General features: G+C 67.8%; 15 protein-coding genes. 2 read left to right on the forward strand and 13 right to left on the reverse strand.

The features are described 5' to 3' along the window. Positions 1-91 precede the first annotated feature (91 nt). The 11 genes from ABD658_RS12500 to ABD658_RS12550 all read right to left on the reverse strand — a co-directional run bounded on the left by ABD658_RS12500 (position 92) and on the right by ABD658_RS12550 (position 14178). Complete coding sequence (locus ABD658_RS12500; protein ID WP_344682724.1) at positions 92-1678, reverse strand: peptide ABC transporter substrate-binding protein; 1587 nt, start codon at positions 1676-1678, stop codon at positions 92-94. A 25-nt stretch (positions 1679-1703) separates the two neighbouring features. Further along, on the reverse strand, positions 1704-3368 hold the full coding sequence (locus ABD658_RS12505; RefSeq protein WP_170922569.1) for a peptide ABC transporter substrate-binding protein: 1665 nt from the start codon (positions 3366-3368) through the stop codon (positions 1704-1706). A 208-nt stretch (positions 3369-3576) separates the two neighbouring features. Then, complete coding sequence (locus ABD658_RS12510; RefSeq protein ID WP_070159280.1) at positions 3577-5184, reverse strand: peptide ABC transporter substrate-binding protein; 1608 nt, start codon at positions 5182-5184, stop codon at positions 3577-3579. A 239-nt stretch (positions 5185-5423) separates the two neighbouring features. Next, a complete protein-coding gene (locus ABD658_RS12515; RefSeq protein ID WP_139827597.1) occupies positions 5424-6662 on the reverse strand; it encodes a YihY/virulence factor BrkB family protein in 1239 nt (412 codons plus the stop codon). A gap of 76 nt (positions 6663-6738) precedes the next feature. Continuing rightward, on the reverse strand, positions 6739-7104 hold the full coding sequence (locus ABD658_RS12520; RefSeq protein WP_237089943.1) for a cation:proton antiporter: 366 nt from the start codon (positions 7102-7104) through the stop codon (positions 6739-6741). After that, a complete protein-coding gene (locus tag ABD658_RS12525) occupies positions 7104-7370 on the reverse strand; it encodes an MrpF/PhaF family protein (RefSeq protein ID WP_083277381.1) in 267 nt (88 codons plus the stop codon). Before ABD658_RS12525 ends, ABD658_RS12520 begins: the two co-directional genes overlap by 1 nt. Next, complete coding sequence (locus tag ABD658_RS12530; protein ID WP_344682718.1) at positions 7367-7807, reverse strand: Na+/H+ antiporter subunit E; 441 nt, start codon at positions 7805-7807, stop codon at positions 7367-7369. The genes ABD658_RS12525 and ABD658_RS12530 overlap by 4 nt, the downstream gene beginning before the upstream one ends. Further along, positions 7804-9408, reverse strand: coding sequence for a monovalent cation/H+ antiporter subunit D family protein (locus ABD658_RS12535; protein WP_311023604.1), 1605 nt, complete (start codon positions 9406-9408; stop codon positions 7804-7806). The genes ABD658_RS12530 and ABD658_RS12535 overlap by 4 nt, the downstream gene beginning before the upstream one ends. Continuing rightward, positions 9405-9938 carry a sodium:proton antiporter gene (locus ABD658_RS12540; protein WP_070159276.1) on the reverse strand — a complete coding sequence of 178 codons (534 nt, stop codon included), beginning with the start codon at positions 9936-9938 and terminating at the stop codon, positions 9405-9407. Before ABD658_RS12540 ends, ABD658_RS12535 begins: the two co-directional genes overlap by 4 nt. After that, entirely contained in the window at positions 9935-12886 is a 2952-nt protein-coding gene (locus ABD658_RS12545; RefSeq protein ID WP_344682714.1) for a DUF4040 family protein, read from the reverse strand. Before ABD658_RS12545 ends, ABD658_RS12540 begins: the two co-directional genes overlap by 4 nt. A gap of 467 nt (positions 12887-13353) precedes the next feature. Then, on the reverse strand, positions 13354-14178 hold the full coding sequence (locus tag ABD658_RS12550; RefSeq protein WP_344682712.1) for a superoxide dismutase family protein: 825 nt from the start codon (positions 14176-14178) through the stop codon (positions 13354-13356). Between the two features lie 194 nt (positions 14179-14372). Between ABD658_RS12550 and ABD658_RS12555 the strand changes: the two genes are divergently transcribed. Together ABD658_RS12555 and ABD658_RS12560 are read left to right on the forward strand one after the other, a co-directional pair. Further along, entirely contained in the window at positions 14373-14912 is a 540-nt protein-coding gene (locus ABD658_RS12555; RefSeq protein WP_344682710.1) for a hypothetical protein, read from the forward strand. Positions 14913-15085: 173 nt separating this feature from the next. Beyond that, positions 15086-16006, forward strand: a complete 921-nt coding sequence (locus tag ABD658_RS12560; RefSeq protein ID WP_344682708.1) for a cation diffusion facilitator family transporter — start codon at positions 15086-15088, stop codon at positions 16004-16006. A 58-nt stretch (positions 16007-16064) separates the two neighbouring features. Here the strand turns inward: ABD658_RS12560 and ABD658_RS12565 are convergent, their stop codons facing one another. Further along, a complete protein-coding gene (locus ABD658_RS12565; protein ID WP_344744717.1) occupies positions 16065-16604 on the reverse strand; it encodes a DNA-3-methyladenine glycosylase I in 540 nt (179 codons plus the stop codon). Positions 16605-16859: 255 nt separating this feature from the next. After that, positions 16860-17660 (reverse strand): VOC family protein, encoded by an 801-nt coding sequence (locus tag ABD658_RS12570; protein WP_344682704.1) that lies wholly within the window; start codon positions 17658-17660, stop codon positions 16860-16862. Positions 17661-17706: the final 46 nt, after the last annotated feature.

The raw sequence follows: 17706 nt of genomic DNA on the forward strand, positions 1-17706 counted from the left end.
GCTTACAGAGGGCTTGTCAGGCGGAGGCCCGACGTCTCAGACCGCGAAGGGTCCGTGACGCCGGGCTCGGCCGCGAAGGTCAGGTGGTCTCTCAGTCGGTCACCGTCACATCCTCGACACGCACGAAGCTGCGCAGATCCATGTCCACATCAGTCACACGGTCGCTGTGCACGATGAAGTAGTCCTGGAACCAGAGGGGAATGACCGGCAGATCCTCCAGAAGCACGTCCTCGGCCTCCTGATAGATCGTGTCGGCCTCCTCGACGTCGGCCGCGTTGGCCTGGTCGATGAGCTCATCGAACTCCTCGGAGGCGTACCCCGAATAGTTCGACGGCGCCCCGGCGGAGTACAGCGGCTCCATCGCGTACTGCGGGCTGGGATAGGCCAGCAGCCAGCCCAGCCGGTACGGGCCCGTGACGCCCTCGGACTCGTGCAGGTCCAGGTACTGGGCGAAGTCCAGCGACTCGTAGCGGATCTCCTCGATGCCCAGGTTCTGCCGCCACTGATTGCCGATGGCCTCGACGTACTCATCATGTCCGGTGCCGGAATCGGTGTAGAGCGTCAGCTCGGACGGCCCTCCCGCGTCCTCGTACAGGTCTGCCGCCGCCTCGGGATCGAAGTGACAGTGCTCGCAGGCGTCGTCGCGCCCCTGCGGCAGCACCGGCGGCAGGATGGACCGGGCCGGGGTCTGGGAGCCGTCGAAGATGTTCTCGATGATCTCCTCGCGGTCGATCGCCATGGACATCGCGTGACGGAGGTCCGGGTCCTCGAACTCCTCCTGGTACAGCGGGAAGCCCATGTACACGAAGCGTGAGGACTCGTGCTGGGACCAGTTGTCCCCGAAGTCGTCCTCGACGCCGGCGATCCGGTGCGGCGGAACCTCACCGAGGATGTCCAGGTTCCCGGCGAGCACATCGGTGTAGGCGGTGTCGACGTCGTTGTAGATCATCCACTCGATGCGCTGCGGGGCACCCGGGTCCTCCCCCGGCCACTCCTCGTAGCGTTCCATGGCGATCTCGACGTCGTGGACCCACTCGCCGTCCATCTGGTAGCGGCCGTTGCCGATCGGGGAGCTCTGGAACGCCTCCATATCGTCGAAGGCGACCTCAGGCATGGGGAAGAACGATGTGTAGGTCAGCACGACAGGCAGCTGGCCGAACGGCTCGCTCAGCTCCAGTTCGAGCGTGTGCTCGTCGACGGCGCGCACCCCCTCCATCTCCTGAGCCTCCCCTTCGACGACATCGTCATAGCCGACGAACTTGTCATGGAACGTCGCGCCGGCCTGGGCGTTGTCCGGATCCACCACCCAGTTGAAGGTGTCCACGAAGGTCTGCGCGGTGACGGGGTCCCCGTTGTGGAAGGTGAAGTCGTCCCGCAGGTGGAAGGTCCAGGTGGTCTGGTCCTCGGTCTCCCAGCTCTCGGCGACCGCAGGCACGGCCTCGTAGGTCTCGTAGTCGATCTGGGTGAGCCCGGTGAACAGCTGCTCCAGGACCCGGGAGCCGCAGTTCTCGGTGTTGTTCCCCGGCATCAGGTTCTGCGGCTCGCAGTTGTAGATGCTCAAGGTTCCGCCGTCCTCGGCGGACGCGGTCTCTGCGCCGTCGTCGCCACAGGCGGTCAGCAGCAGGGCCGCGCCGGCTCCGACGGCGGCGAGGCGGGAGCCTCCGGTATGCGTCCTCATCAGGTGGTCGCCTCCTTCAGGCGTGTCACTCGGTGACCGTGATGGACTCGACGCGCGGCAGACCTCGCGGGCTGACCTCGACATCGGTGATGCGGTCAGTGTGGACCACGTGCTGCTGGTTGAACCACAGCGGAATCACCGGCAGATCCTCAAGCAGCACGTCCTCCACCTCGTGGTAGAGCGGCTCGGCGTCCTCGACGTCGGCCGCATTGGCCTGCTGGATCAGCGAGTCGAACTCCTCGCTGGAGTATCCCGCGTAGTTGCGGGAGGCCCCGGTGGAGTAGATGGGCTCCATCGCGTACTGAGCGCTCGGCGAGGACAGCGTCCAGCCGAGTCGGAACGGCCCGGAGGCGTTCTCCTCCGCGAGATCGTCGAGGTACTGGGCGAAGTCCAGGGAGCGGAAGGTGATGTCGTCGATGCCGAGATGCTGCTGCCACTGATTCGTCACAGCCTCCACCCAGTCGTCATGCCCCGCCCCCGAGTTGTAGTAGATCTCCATCTCGGAGGGCCCGCCGGCAGCCTCATAGAGGTCTGCGGCTGTCTCCGGGTCATACTCGCAGGCGTCGCAGGCGTCCTCGCGACCCTCGGGCAGCACAGGAGGGATGATGGACCGGGCCGGCTGCATGCCGCCGTCGAAGATCGTCTCCACGATGGAGTCGCGATCGATGGCCATCGACAGCGCCCGGCGCACGTCCGGGTCCTGGAAGTCCTCCTGGTACAGCGGGAAGCCCAGATAGGTGAAGGTCCCGGTCTCGAAGGCTTCCTGGTTCTCGCCGAAGTCGGCTTCCATATTCGGGATCTGCTCCGGCGGAGCCTGCTCCAGCAGGTCGAGCTGACCCGCCTGGACGTCCATATAGGCGGTGCCGACGTCGGAGTAGATCCTCCACTCGATGCGTTCGGCATTGCCAGGCACCTCACCCGGCCAGTCCTCGTGGCGGGTGACGGCGATCTGCTCGTCATGCACCCACTCGCCGTCCATCCGGTAGCGGCCGTTGCCGATCGGCGCCTGCTCGAAGGCGTCCATGTCCTCGTAGGCCGCCGAGGGGATCGGCGAGAATCCGAGCAGTCCCAGATGAACAGGAAGCTGACCGAAGGGGTCGGAGAGCTCGATCTCCAGGGTGTGGTCATCAATGGCTCGCACGCCGGAGAGCTCGTCGACGTCGTCGTCCTGCAGCTCGTCATAGCCGGCGATGATCTCGTAGAACTCCGAGTTGACCTGGGCGTTGGACTCGTCGGCCGTCCAGGTGAAGGTGTCCACGAAGGTGTGGGCGTCGATCTCCTCACCGTCGTGGAAGGCGTAGTCGTCGCGCAGGTGGAAGGTCCAGGTGATGTTGTCCTCGGACTCCCAGGACTCGGCCACTCCCTCGGTGGCCTCGAAGGTGTCGTAGTCGATCTCGGTGAGACCGGTGAAGAGCTGCTCGAGCACACGGGCTCCGCAGACCTCCGAGGTGTTGCCGGGCGTGAGGCTCTGCGGCTCACACGTATAGGCGGTGAACTCGCCGCCGTCGGCGGAGGCGTCTTCGCCGCCGCCTCCCTCGGCACAGGCGGTCAGCAGCAGCGCGGTGCTGAGCCCCGCGCCGGCGAGCAGACGGCCGCGGGCGGGCGTTGGACTCGGCGTCGGCTGAGATCGCTGGTCGGAGGCGGACAATGCGGTCGCGTGCGGCTGAACGTTCGGCTCGGGGTTGTTCACGGGGCTCCTCGCTGGGCCCGGCTTGTGGCCGGCCCGGTCGGGGTCATCGGTGCGTGGCGGGCATGGCGTGCCGCGGATGACGCCGCGGCAGTGCGGCAGTGGTGCCGGAGAGGCGTGAAGGGTGGACACCTCCCCGGCATGGGACGCGGCCCGCACGGGCTTCTGGGCCGGTACGGGCCGCGTCCTCAGGGGTGCTGCGGTGGCTGGCTCAGTCCTCGGTGACGACGAGCTGCTCGACGCGCAGGAAGGTGCGCGGGTCCATCAGGACGCTGTCACCATCGATGTTCTCGCTGTGGACCACTCCGAAGTTCTGGAACCACAGCGGCATGACCGGCATGTCCTCCAGGAGGATGTCCTCGGCCTGCTGATAGAGCTCGGCCGCTTCGTCCTCCTCCAGTGCCCCGTTGGCCTGGTCGATGAGGTCGTCGAACTCCTCGTTGGAGTACCGCGCGTAGTTCGAGGAGACACCAGTGGTGTAGATGGGCTCCATCGCGTACTGCGGCGAGGGGTACGAGAGCACCCAGCCCAGACGGTACGGACCGGTGACCTCTTCGTTGTCGTGCAGGTCCAGGTACTGCGCGAAGTCCAGCGACTCGAAGCTCACGTTCTCCACGCCCAGGTGCTGCTGCCACTGGTTGGTGATGGCCTCGACCCACTCCTCGTGACCGGCGCCCGAGTTGAAGTAGACCGTGACGTCGGTGGGACCGTCGGCCTCCTCATACAGGTCCGCGGCGGCCTCCGGGTCGAAATCGCAGTACTCGCAGGCGTCCTCACGGGCCTCCGGCAGCATCGGCGGGATGATGTTCGACGCCGGTGTGAACGCCCCGTTGTGGATGGTGTCGATGATCTCCTGGCGATCGATCGCCATGGAGAGCGCGTGGCGGACGTCCGGGTCCTGGAACTCCTCCTGGTAGAGCGGGAAGCCCATATAGGTGAAGGAGGAGGTGTCGAACGTGTGCTGGTTGTCGCCGAAGTCGGCCTCCATGTTGGGGCGCAGATGCGGCGGCACGGTGTCCATGATGTCCAGGTTGCCGGCCTGCACGTCCATGTAGGCGGTGTCGATGTCCGCGTAGATCTTCCACTCGATGCGCTGCGGCAGCCCTGGGTCCTCGCCGGCCCAGTCCTCGAAGCGCTCCACGGCGATCTCCTCGTCGTGGACCCATTCGCCGTCCATCTGGTAGCGACCGTTGCCGATCGGCGCCTGCTCGAAGGCGTCGATGTCCTCGTAGGCCTCCTCCGGCAGCGGATAGAAGCCGGTGTAGGACAGCATCATCGGCAGCGGGGAGAACGGCTCCGTCAGCTCGAGCTCGAGGGTGTGGTCGTCCAGCGCACGGACGCCCTCCATCTCCTCGGCGTCGCCCGCGGCGACCTCGTCATAGCCGACGAACTTGTTGTGGAAGCTCTCGTTCTGCTGGGCGTTGTCCGGATCCACGACCCAGTTGAAGGTGTCCACGAAGGTCTGGGCGGTGATCGGCTCGCCGTTGTGGAAGGTCCAGTCCTCGCCGAGCTCGAAGGTCCAGGTGACGTTGTCGTCCGTCTCCCAGCTCTCAGCCACGCCGGGGCCCGCCTCCATGGTGTCGTAGTCGACCTGGGTGAGACCCGTGAACAGGTTCTCCAGGACCCAGGACCCACAGACCTCGGTCGAGTTGCCCGGGACCAGGAACTGGGGCTCACAGTTGTAGGCCGAGACGGTGCCGCCGTCAGCGGCCGCCTCGCCGTCGCCGGTGTCGCCGTTGCCGCCGCATGCGGTCAGCGTCAGGGCCGCCGCCGCGGAGACGGCCACCGCCCCGCGGCTGAACGTCGTATGTGTTCGCATCTGCGATTCTCTCCTCATGGGGTGCGAGCGGCGGAGCCTGAACAGACTCTGCCGCGACTGCGGTCGGGCGAACCGTCGGTGCGGCGGCTCGCCCAGGGGTGCGGTGAGCTACGCCGTCCTGCCACGCGTCATCGCGTCACGATGTTGCGTACGTCACCTGGTGATCGGAGTCTATCAAGCAAATCTTTCACAAGTGTTTCAGGACTGCACCATCAGCCATGACGCAGGTCACGATCTGGTCACCGTCGCCAGACCTCGTCCGGGTCCGAGGTCTGCCCTCCGCTCATCCGCAGCGCCTGCCCCTGGGCCACCATGCGTTCATGCTTGGCCGCGGCCTTCTCGGCGGCCTTCACTGCCCGAGGCGAGAGCATCAGCGTCCGTTCCGCCTCGATGCCGGCCTGCAGCTGCCGTCCGCGCTCCAGCTCAGAGTCGAGTTCAGCGCCGAGGAGGAGCACCACGTTCATGATGTAGATCCAGAACAGGAAGATGATGATCCCGGCCAGCGCACCGTAGGTGGCCTCGTAGTTCGCGAAGTTCCCGATGTAGAAGCCGACACCCATGGTGGCCAGCACCATCACCAGGATGGCGACGACGGCGCCCGGCGCGATCCACAGCGGGCCAGGCTGCCGGATGTTCGGCGTGGCGTAGTAGAGCAGGCCGATGCAGGCCGCCGCAACCAGCAGCAGCGCCGGGTAGGTGGCATAGTCCCAGACCACTACGGCCGTCTCCCCCAGACCCACGGTGCTGCCGATCGCCTCCGCCAGCGGCCCCGAGACCACCAGCATCACCGCCGAGAGTGCGACCAGGACGATCAGTCCCACCGTGACCGAATACAGGATCGGCCGCAGCTGCAGCATGGAGCGGCCCTCCTCCACCTGGTGGATGCGGTTCATGGCGCGGGAGAAGGCATTGACGTAGTTCGACGCTGTCCACATCGCCACCAGGATGCCGACCGCCAGACCCAGCCCCGCCCCGGGCGCCGAGGTCACCACGCCGACGATGTTCTCCACCGTCTCCATGAACTCGTCCTCCACGAGCTCGTCGAGCGTGCCCAGGATGAAGTCCTGCGTGCGCTGGGCCTCTCCGATCAGCGAGAGCAGCGAGACGAAGGCGATCAGCGCCGGGAACAGCGAGAGCACCGCATAGTAGGTCAGTCCGGCGGCCAGATCGGTGCACTGGTCGCGCCCGAACTCGGACAGGGTCCGTCTCAGGCTGTACCGCCAGGTGGACCCCGTCAGCCGCCACGGGGCGCGAGGCCTGACCGGGACGTCGTCGGACTCGGCGAACTCCAGACGCTGGAGGTCCTTGACACGATGCGGCTGATCCGCGGCCGCCGCCACCGTGCCGGGCCGTGCGCCGTCCTCATAGGTGGCCTGCTCGTCCGCGACGTCGGAGGGTTCCTCCTGCGTCCGCCGCACGCGGTGCGGGGGCAGGCCGTCATCGGAGGTCCGGGTGTCCTGCTGCGACTCCGTGCTCATGGGGCCACACTAGCGGCAAAGACGCCCCAGGTCAGCGGGTGATGCCGAGTTCCTGATCGTACATCTGCTCGAGGAGTCAGTCAGCGGTGGCGTCCCGCCGCGTCAGGCGCAGCTCATCGATGTGCGTGATGGCCGCCGGCAACGAGTTGTTGAGGTAGCCGGACCGGGCGATGGCCATGGACCCCACCGCTGAGGTCAGCAGCTGCGCGATGACCGCGATGAGCGCCTTGACGAGGTTCAGCCAGGAGAAGTCGATCAGCAGTGCGCCGACCACGATGGTCGCCACTCCCATGCCTGCGGACGTGCCCACACCCGAGGCCCGCAGGTACAGGTCCGGGAGCTTGAAGAGGCTGATCGCCGAGACCATGATGATGAAGATCCCGAGGAATACCAGCACCAGTCCCACCACGTGGGCGCTCATGTCGAGGATGTGCAGATCCATCAGCGCTGTCCCCCCGATCCGAGTCGTGCCATGGAGATGGCGGCCATGAAGCCCAGCAGCGTGGCGATGAGGATGATGTCGAACAGGGCCTCGATGTCGATCCTCAGCCCGATGAGCGCGATGAAGCCGATCATCGCGAAGAAGATGAGGTCCGAGGCGACCGCGCGGTCCGAGGTGCGGGGCCCCAGGAACCCGCGGACGCCTGCGATGAGCATGGCCACGCCGAGCAGGACGAGGGCCAGCTCCAGAGTGATCTCCGTGATCACAGCGGATCACCTGCCTCGTCCTCGTCGACGTCCACCGGGGTCACCACAGGTGCCTCCAGCGGACGGGTCAGGTCGCCGACGTCGCGACGGGTCGCATGCAGCAGACGGTCCTCCATCTCCTGGATCTCGGTGACCAGCGATTCGCGGGTCTCCACGAACATGCCGTGCACGTAGAGGATGCCGTGCTCCTTGGACAGGGTGATGGTCAGCGTGCCGGGCGTCAGCGTGATCAGCGTCGAGATGAGCGTCCACTCGGTGTCGGTGCGGGATGCGGCAGGCACGGCGACGATCGCCGGGGTCATCCGCATCCTGCGGCGCGGACGCAGCACGTCTGCGGTGACCTTGAGGTTCGCCAGGAGAAATTCCTTGGCGTACCAGAGTAGGAAGCTCAGGATGCGCAACGGCCAGGGCTGCCGGGAGAGTCTCTGGAGGCTCATGCGCCGCTCACCGCCCTGACGTACTCGATCGGGTTCAACAGGTTCTCCGCCGCCGTGGCCGAGAGACTCATCAGCAGCTCCGCGCCCAGCCCGAAGAACAGCGTGACCGCGGCCAGCAGGGCTCCCGGGATGATGAGCTTCGGCGGGATCTTCACCGCACGCTCACCGGCCAGGACCTTCGTGGTGGTGGTCGTCGGCGGCCCGATGCTCAGCGTCGGCGTCTCCGCCTGGGCCTCCACCCGCAGGTATCGCCTCCCATGGGTGCGCTGCTGGTGGATGAGAGCGCGCTTCTCCAGGTTCTCCGGCTCGGAGCCCATGAACACCCCGGTCCAGATCTTCAGCATGGAGAGCAGCGTGAACACAGAGACCACGACGGCGGTGGCCGCCACCCAGTAGTGCGACTGCTCCAGCGTCCCCTGGATGATGGTGAACTTCGCGACGAACCCGGAGAACGGCGGCAGGCCCGCCAGGGACAGTGCGGCGACCATGAAGGTGATCGCCACCAGCGGCTCCCGCTTGAGCATACCGCCGAGCTTGTCGATCTCCCCGGTGCCGTAGGTCTCCTCGATCGCCCCGGTGGAGAGGAACAGCGAGGCCTTCACGATCATGTGGTGCAGCAGGTAGAAGATCGCCGCGGTCAGCCCCAGCATGGTGAACAGCCCCACGCCGATGAGGATGTAGCCGATCTGGCTGATCATGTGGAACACCAGGATCGAGCGTGTCGTCTTCTCCCCGATCGCGCCCAGCACACCGATGAGCATGGTGAGGCTCGTGATGAGCAGCGCCACCCACAGGAAGCGCTGGTCGCCGTCGAAGAGCAGCGAGTAGATCCGGTAGATCGCGTAGATGGCGACCTTGGTGTGGATGCCGGAGAACAGCGCGGTGACCGCCGGAGAGGTCAACGTGTAGGTGCGGGTCAGCCAGCCGTGCACCGGCACCACGGCGGCCTTGATGGCGATCGCGGTCAGCACTACGCCGCCGCCGACCGCCACCGCGGGGTCGTCCACGGCCGCACCGTGCAGCTCAGCCAGGTTGACCGTGCCGGCGGTCGCATAGACCAGCCCGACCCCTGCCAGCAGCAGCGTGGAGGCCATCAGGTTCACCGAGACGTAGATGCGGGCCCCGTGCGCCCCGAGCTTCGCCCCCATCATGGAGAGCAGCCCGTAGGAGGGCAGCAGCATGACCTCGATGAAGACGAACAGGTTGAAGATGTCGCCGGTCATCAGCGCCCCGGAGACACCGGCCATCAGGACCAGGACGAAGGGGTGATAGAACCGGGCGCGAGCCTCGTGGGTGGCCATCGCGAACAGCACCGAGGCGATGCCGAGGATGGAGATGATCATCAGCACCAGGGCGGAGAGCGCGTCGACCACGAAGGGGATGGAGACCCCGTAGTCCCACAGCCCCACCTGGTGGGCGATGACCGTGCCGTCATGGGTGACCACGACCAGCAGGATCGAGAAGGCGAAGAGGGCGGCCAGAGTTCCGAGGCTGATGATGTGGCGGACCAGCTTGTTCTGCCGGAACAGCGCACCTAGGGCGCCCAGGAACAGCGGGATGCCGACCAGCAGGGGCAGCAGCGGGGCCAGAGTCTCGCTCATCGGGGACCTCCGTCTCCGCGCTCAGGGGCGCCGTTGCCGTGCCCGGGGAGCGCGTCAGGGAGATCCTCCGGGCCCTCGAAGTCGTGGACCGGGCTCAGCGGGCTGGCGTGTGCCCCGCCCGTGCCCGCGCCCGCGGCACCGGTGCACTCGACGTCGTGGCGCATCATGCCGGCGTCGTTGATGTCGCCGGTGCCGCCGGTGAGCACCATGATCGGCGACTCCTCCTCGTTCTCGGTGTCGTCGTCGGTGGTGGTGGTGATCGCCAGGGTCACCATGAACATGGTGATGGAGAAGGCGATGACGATCGCGGTCAGCACGAAGGCCTGGGGCAGCGGGTCGGCCTGCTCCCCCACCTCACCGGAGCCGATGTAGGGCACACCGCGGTAGGCGACGTTGCCGGCGGAGAACAGCAGCAGGTTCGCCGCATGCGAGGCCAGCACGAAGCCCAGCACGATCCTGACCATGCCGCGCTGCATGAAGAGGTAGACGGCCGCTGCCGTCAGGACCCCGATGGCGATGGCGATGCTCATCGGTCGCTCACCTCCTGCATGCTCGTCGTATCCTCTCCGGCCGTCGGATCCACCTCGAGGGGCACATCTCCGGGGTCCACGTAGCGATGTTCGGAGTTGTGCGGCTGGCCCTCCGGTGTGCCGAAGGCCTTGCGGTGGGCCCGCAGGAGCTCGGCCGGGTAGCGCTGGGCCTGGCCGAGCCGATCCAGCGCCACCAGGACCGCACCGATGACGGCGAGGTAGATGCCGACGTCGAAGATCAGCGCCGTGGTGAAGGTGAACTCCCCGCCCCAGGGCAGCGGAATGTCCCACATGATCGGCCGCAGGTAGGAGCCCTCCAGGAAGCCGAGCAGGCCCACCGCCGCGCCGGTCATGATGCCCCCGACGATGACCATCGCGTAGTCGAAGCGCAGCTTGACCGCGGAGTCCGACGGCGCCACCAGGTACCGCAGGGCGAAGAAGCCGCCGGCGACGAGCGCGGCGATGAACCCGCCGCCGGACTCGTAGTGGCCGCGGACCAGCAGCACCACCGAGAGCAGGATGATGAACGGCGCCATCCAGTTGAACACCATGCGCATCGCCGTGGTGTTGTCCTCGGCGTTCGAGATCGGGGTGCCGACCCACAGCCGGGAGGCCGCTGGGGCGTTGTCCGAGGTGGAGAACGCGGAGTTCAGCAGTGCCAGGATCGCGAACCCGGCGACGCCGAGCACCGTCAGCTCGCCGAACGTGTCCAGGGCGCGGAAGTCCACCAGGATCGAGTTGATGATATTGGTGGCCTGGGCCTCCTCGTAGGTGTTCTCCAGGTACCACTCCGCCACCGGGGACTGGCCGCGGCGGCCCGTCAGAGCGAAGGCTGCGATGAAGGCCATCACACCGAAGGCGATGGCGACGGCGGCCGAGACCACGGTGCGGGTGCGGGAGACCTCGTGGAAGCGCTTGGGGAGTTTGCGCATCACCAGCACCAGCACCACCACGGTGAGGATCTCCACCAGCAGCTGCGTCATGCCGACGTCGATGGCGCCGAGCAGGAAGTACCAGGCGGCCACCACGAAGCCGGCACCGCCGACCAGCACCACGGCCGCGGTGCGGCTCTGGGCGACGACGGAGCCGATGAGGAAGGCGACCAGCAGACCGATCAGCACCCAGTCGGTCATCCGCGTGTGCCCGGGGGTCAGCTCTCCCACGAACGGGGCGGCCAGGATGCCGGCGACGAAGATGCCGCCCAGCAGGATGCCGGGCACGGTCAGGTGCAGGCCATGCACATCGGTGCGGGTGATGTCTCCGACCCGACGCCCGAAGGCGATGGAGCCGGTGCGCAGCCGCTCAACGACCTGCACCCCGGTGAAGGGCAGGATGGTGCGCGGGATGAGTGAGTCCACCCTGGTCCTGGAGAGCACCAGCACGACGCCGACCACCATGACCGTGGCCGAGAGGGCCAGGTCCACGGTGAACCCATGCCAGAGGAGGAAGTGCGCCTCATACTCCACCGTGGAGGCCGCCGAAGCGGCCGCGCTGACCAGCCCGTCGAAGATCTGCGGCGTGAAGCCCAGCATCAGGCCGGCGGCCGCCGGAAGCAGGGCTGGCAGGTAGAACGACAGCGGAGCCTCGTGGCTGGCCTCGGGCCGCATGGGCTCCAGCACCTCGTCCTGACGGCCGGCGCCGGTGTAGGAGGTGAACGAGCCCAGGACGATGCGACCGCAGTAGGCGAAGGTGCCGACGGCCGCGAGCACCATCAGCCCGGTGATCAGCCACGTGAGACCGGCGCCGAACTCGGCGGAGAGGAAGCCGGCCAGCAGGTGTTCCTTGGAGACGAAGCCCATCAGCGGCGGGATGCCCGCCATGGACAGGCAGGCGATCAGCGTGATGACCCCGGAGACGCGCATCGTCCGATGCAGGCCGTTGAGCCTGCGGATGTCCCGCGAGTGCGCCTCATGCTCGATGATGCCCACCATCATGAACAGCGAGGACTTGAACAGGGCATGGGCGATCACGTGGATCGTCGCGGCCGCCAGGGCCGTCGGGGTCCCGACGCCGATCACGGTGACCAGGAAGCCCAGCTGGCTGACCGTGGAGTAGGCCATGATCTCTTTGATGTCGTGCCGCTGCATGGCGAACAGAGCGCCGATGAGCGCGGTGATGAGTCCGCAGACGATGAGCAGGGTCTGCCAGATGACCACTCCCTCGAACGCCGGGGAGAATCGCAGCAGCAGGTAGATGCCGGCCTTCACCATCGCCGCGGCATGCAGGTAGGCGGACACCGGGGCGGGGGCCACCATGGCGTCCGGGAGCCACAGGTGGAACGGGAACTGCGCAGATTTGGTGAACGCCGCGAGGACCACCAACACCGCCACGACCGAGGTGAACACGCCGTCCTGCTGCCAGACCTCATGCTGCAGGGCCTCGGATATCCGCGTGGTGCCGGTGGCCACGATGGTCAGCAGCACCGCGGTCAGCAGGCCCAGCCCGCCGGCCATGGTGATCAGCAGCGTCCGCTGCGCCGGTGCGGGGGCCTTGTCCCCGGAGCGGTTGATGAGGAAGAACGAGCAGAGAGTGGTGAACTCCCAGAAGACGAACAGCAGGATGAGGTCATCAGCCATGACCATGCCGCTCATCGCGAAGACGAACAGCAGCATCCAGATGTAGTAGTCATTGGTGCGCTTCTGGGCTGAGAAGTACCGGGCGCTGTAGGCCATGACCAGCGCCCCGATGAACAGCACCAGCAGCAGGAAGACCATGCCGAGCCCGTCCAGCCGCAGAGAGATCCCGACGTCGACGGTGGGGATCCAGGGAAGGTGCTCCTCGAGGACCTCTCCCTCGACGATCGGACCGATCCATGGCAGCGCAGCGGCGCCGAGGCCGATGAGAGCGGCAGCGGCGAACCACCCGGTGTCGCGGCCCAGGACACGATGCACGGCCGCAGAGACCGGCACGAGGACCAGCGAGAGGAACAGCAGCACCATGACCGTCATCAGCAGCCCACCGCCCGGATCCGCCCCGGCCTGCGCTCAGCGACAGACCCGCAGGGGGCCTGAGGTGCGCAGGAGGGTGGCGTGCAGAGGGGCAGGTGCATGGTGCGAGCCTCCTGTCGGTGCGGGGAACATGTCGCCAGCGGTCCAGGCGTCATCATCGTGCGGGAGCGTCCGTGGGCAGGACCGGCACGGGTGACGAACCGGTTCTGCACCCACTCGTCCCAGACCACGCGCTCTGCACACAGAATCTGCTCTTCGCCGACCAGTCTTCCCGGCACACCGAAGGCGACTATATCGAGCGCGGCAGAGCCCGAGCAATTCCCCGCACGGGCCGTCCCGGCCTGCAAGACCCATCGAGGTCGGCCGGCCATGCCCGGCATGACGCGGGTGAAGGCGACCACAGGCCGTCCCGCCTGCCCCTCTGACATGGGCGGGGGCCTATGGCAGAGGTCACAGGAGGACCGTGCTCACGATCCCTCGACGACGCCGCAGGCGCTCCGCTCACCGGCATCTCCGGCGCCGTGGGTCTCCTCATCCGGCCCCTGCGGGGCGTAGCGCTCCGGAATGTTGGCATGGTTGTCGGCACCGGCGTGGATGATGACCGCCGTGCCGTCCCCCTCCAGGAGCAGCTCAGGGTCCAGCCGGTCCGTGACGACGCTCATCCGGGCGGTGCCGTCCTGGGCCACGAGGAGGTTCGGCAGGTCCCCGGCATGTCCCGGGTGATCGGCACCGGCCTGGACATCCTCAGCGTCCTGCGGATCCCCGTCCGGCACCTCAGCCTCCTCAGCTCCCTCGGCGTCGTCGGTCTCCGGCGCCTCTTCGCCCTCGACCAGACCGTGGTCCTCCTCACCCTCCCCGGGCAGGTGACCACCTGCGGAGAGGAAATCGCCGATGTCGCCGTCATCGTTCGTGGACTGCGGTTCGCAGACGCCGTGCTCGTGGATGTGGAAGCCGCGGAATCCGGACTCCAGGTCCTGCACCTGCACCTCCACCAGGACTCCCGCGTCGACCTCGCTGAACGTCACCTCGCCGACCTCATTGCCCACAGCGTCGGCCAGATCGGCGGAGGCGAAGGGTTCCGCAGAGGCCTCATGCTCGCCGGACTGCTCTCCATCGTCGGTCGACGCGTCGGCAGGATCCTGATCCGCGGCGTCCTGGCCTGCGGCGTCCTGGTCCGCGCCGGGCGATTCCTCGCCGCCGCAGGCGGTGAGTGCCAGCCCCAGGCTCAGGGCCAGCCCCGCCAGCACACGAGGCGATGCGGCACGCAGGCCGCCGTCGAGGGGGTACGTCACGTCAGGGATCATCCGGTCACTCATAATGACATGATAGGGGGTCGACATCTGCTCCTGGCAAGCAGGTCCCCCACACGATGACACTCACGGCGCATCAGCCCTGGATCGGGCACGGCGCACGCAGGGTCCTCGACCACTGCGACACCCCGTGGATCCCCGCCATGACGGGGATCCACGGCTATGATGATGCTGTCATGAGCACACAGCACACCTTCTCTGTCGACCGGCCCGGCCTGCCGCCCCGGTCCTACCGTCTGCCGCCCTCCTGGCCGCACAGCGTCGGTGACCTCGTCCCCCGCCGTGCCCTCCACGCCGTGCTGCGCGTGGACCACATGCCGCTGGTGCCCCGCATCGCCTATGCGGGCATGCTGGCCGTGACTCTTTTGACCCTGGTGTTCCTGGTCCCGGGGTTCCTGATCTACCTGACCGGTCTCCACACGATCTCGCAGGTCGCGGGCCTGGTGCCGGGGCTCGTCGGCCTGATGGTCATCATGGTGTCCCTGGTACTGGGGATCCTCCAGGTCGCTCTGGTGCTGAAGATCCCGGAGCGCCTGGAATGGGTCCGATTCCTGCTCACGATCCTGTTGGCGGTCTCCGTCCTGGAGGCGCTGCTGCGCAGCTGGGCGTACCCGTCGGTGCTCGCCATGGGCATGCGCTGGGACCTGGTGATCATCGCAGCGATGGTGGTGCTGCTGTGGCTGCCCTCCTCGAATCGGTGGTTCGTCGGCCGCTGACGGCCACATGTCGTCTGCCCGCTGACGGCCGAATGCACCGGCAAGGAGGCTCCGCTGCTGGGAATGCCTCTCAGAGGCAGTCGCAGCTTGGGCGTCTCGGTCCGCCCCTCCTTATGCTGGGATCCCGCTCGACACAGCGAACAGCCAGCAGAAGGCACAGGAGGACGGCGCCGATGGGCTCCCACCATGGACACAGCCATGCCGAGGCGTCCACCCACCGTGGGAGCCTGGCGGTGGTGTGCGGCATCACCGGCGTCGTGGTCGTCGCCCAGTTCGCCGGCGCCTGGCTCACCGGCTCCTTGGCGCTGCTGACGGACGCGGTCCATTCCCTCACCGATTCGATCGGACTCCTGGTGGCCCTGCTCGCCGCCGTGCTGATGGGCCGCGCCCCCACCTCGACCCGCACGTGGGGCCTGCGACGCGTCGAGGTGCTGGCCGCCGTCGTCCAAGCGCTGCTGCTGCTGGGCATCGGGGTCTATGCCGCCGTGGAGGGCGTGGCTCGTCTCAGCGCGGCCCCGACCGTTCCGCCCCTCGAACTGCTGATCTTCGGCGCTGTCGGACTCGTCGGCAATGTCATCTCCCTGCTGGTGCTCCGCGCGGGACGCCGCAGCAGCCTGAACATGCGCGCGGCCTTCCTGGAGGTCGCCGCCGACGGACTGGGATCGCTGGGGGTGATGGTGGCCGCCGTCGTCATCGCGCTGACCGACTGGCACCAGGCCGACGCAGTGGCCGCCCTGGCCATCGCTGCGCTGATCCTGCCGCGAGCCGCGCTGCTGCTGCGGGAGGCGGTGCGCATCCTGCTGGAGTTCACACCTCGCGGCATCGACCTGGAGGAGGTGCGCGAGCACATGCTCGCCCAGCCGCATGTGCGGGAGGTCCACGACCTCCACGCGTCCACCGTCGCCTCCGGACTCCCATTGATCACCGGCCATGTGGTGGTCGATGACAGCTGCTTCCGCGACGGCCACGCCCCGGAGATCCTCGAACACCTGCGCACCTGCGTGGCGGAGCACTTCCCCGTGAGCCTGGAGCATTCCACCTTCCAGATCGAGACGGCAGCAGTGGCCGCGCGTGAGAGGCACCGACACCGCTGAGCTCGCCCGCATCGCCCGCTGCACCTGGTCCAGCGGGCGCGACCTCGGCGCCTCGGCCTCAGGACCAGACGCCGGAGGACCCCCGGCGGTGAGACCCGACCACGTGGGTGTCCACGATGCCGACGGCTTCCATGAGCGCGAACATGGTGGTCGGTCCCACGAACCGGAACCCGGCCGCGCGCAGCCGCGCCGCCAGCGCATCCGACTCCGGCGAGCGCGACGGGACCTCCGCCATGCTCCGCGGCACCGGGGTGGCTTCGGGCCGGTGGGACCAGATGACCTCGGGCAGCCCTCCCTCGGCCCGCAGCGCCACCGTGGCGCGGGCGTTGCCGATGGTCGCGGTGATCTTGCCGCGGTGCCGGATGATGCCGGCGTCCTGCACCAGACGCTCGACGTCGGACTCGTCGAAGGCGGCGACGACGTCCGGCTCGAAATCCGCGAAGGCTCGGCGGAAGTTCTCCCGTTTGGCGAGGATGGTCGCCCAGGAGAGACCCGACTGGAATCCCTCCAGACTCAGCCGTTCGAAGAGCCCCCGTTCGTCCCGCACCGGCATGCCCCATTCGGTGTCGTAGTACTGCCGCATCATCTCGCTGCCCATCGCCCAGGCGGTGCGGGCCAGCCCGTCCTCACCGATGGCCAGCCCTTCGTCGCCCTCACCTGAGCCAGCCCCCGCCACGGTGCACTCTCCCGGGACTCTGTCGGCATCGGGATGACCCTCCGCGGACCGCCTGAGATCGCGCTGCTGTGCTGCCTGTCGCTGTGCTGCCTGTCGCTGTGCTGCCTGCTGCTGTGCTGCCTGTCGCTGGTGTGCCATGTCCGCACAGTAGCCCAGAGCGGGGACATCTCCCTGGCCTCAGGCCGGGTGGATCTCCAGACGGCGCCCGTCTGGGTCCCGCACCACCAAGGCCGAGACCGGGCCCTCCGCTCGTTGGACGGGGTGGCCGGCGGCCTCGAGACGTGCGGCCACCCCGTCGAGCTCCTCAGGGGTCTGGAAGCCCAGCAGCACCGGGGCGTTGAGTCCGGCCGGATTGTGTCCGCCCGGAGGCGGTTCGACCGCCGGTCCCGGCTTGTCTCCGCCGGGAGCGTGCAGACCGATCATCCCGCTCGGAGCCTCCGGCACCGCCAGCGGGAGCCACCCCTCGGACTCCTCGCCCGGGATCGGCTCATAGCCCAGATGCGAGAAGAATGCGACATCCGCACCCGGGTCCTCAGAGCTGCGCACCGCCACCACGGTCAGCCCGTCCACCGCCCCCACCGGCGGTCCCGCGGTGCAGAGATCCGGCTCCTCGTGGAACCAGACGCCCTCCCCGGACGGCCCGGTGACCCCGGCGTGGCGTCGCTCCGCGTGCTCCCACCACAGACTGCGCAGCCCATCCTCCTGGAGTCGGGCCGCGGTGTGACGCGCGTCTTCGGCCAGGAAGACCAGATGGGTCTCTCCGTGCACGGCCCCGGTGACGGCCGGTCGATCCGGGGCCAGCTGATGCAGGGCCACGCGGCCGGCCGCGGCCCTGAGGATGCCGGCGTCACCCTCCCGGGAGGGCCTCTGCGGCGTCATCCCGAGCAGCTCCAGGAAGTCGGCCATCGCCGCGGGCCGTTCGGTGAATCGGCGCAGGCACAGCGGATGGGCCGGTGAGCCGTTGGCATGGTGCGTCATCGCAACTCCTCCTTGATGTGGCCGGTTCGTGCCGTCGCCGGATCTC

The organism is Nesterenkonia aethiopica (assembly GCF_039534665.1).
GTDB classification, from domain to species: domain Bacteria; phylum Actinomycetota; class Actinomycetes; order Actinomycetales; family Micrococcaceae; genus Nesterenkonia; species Nesterenkonia aethiopica.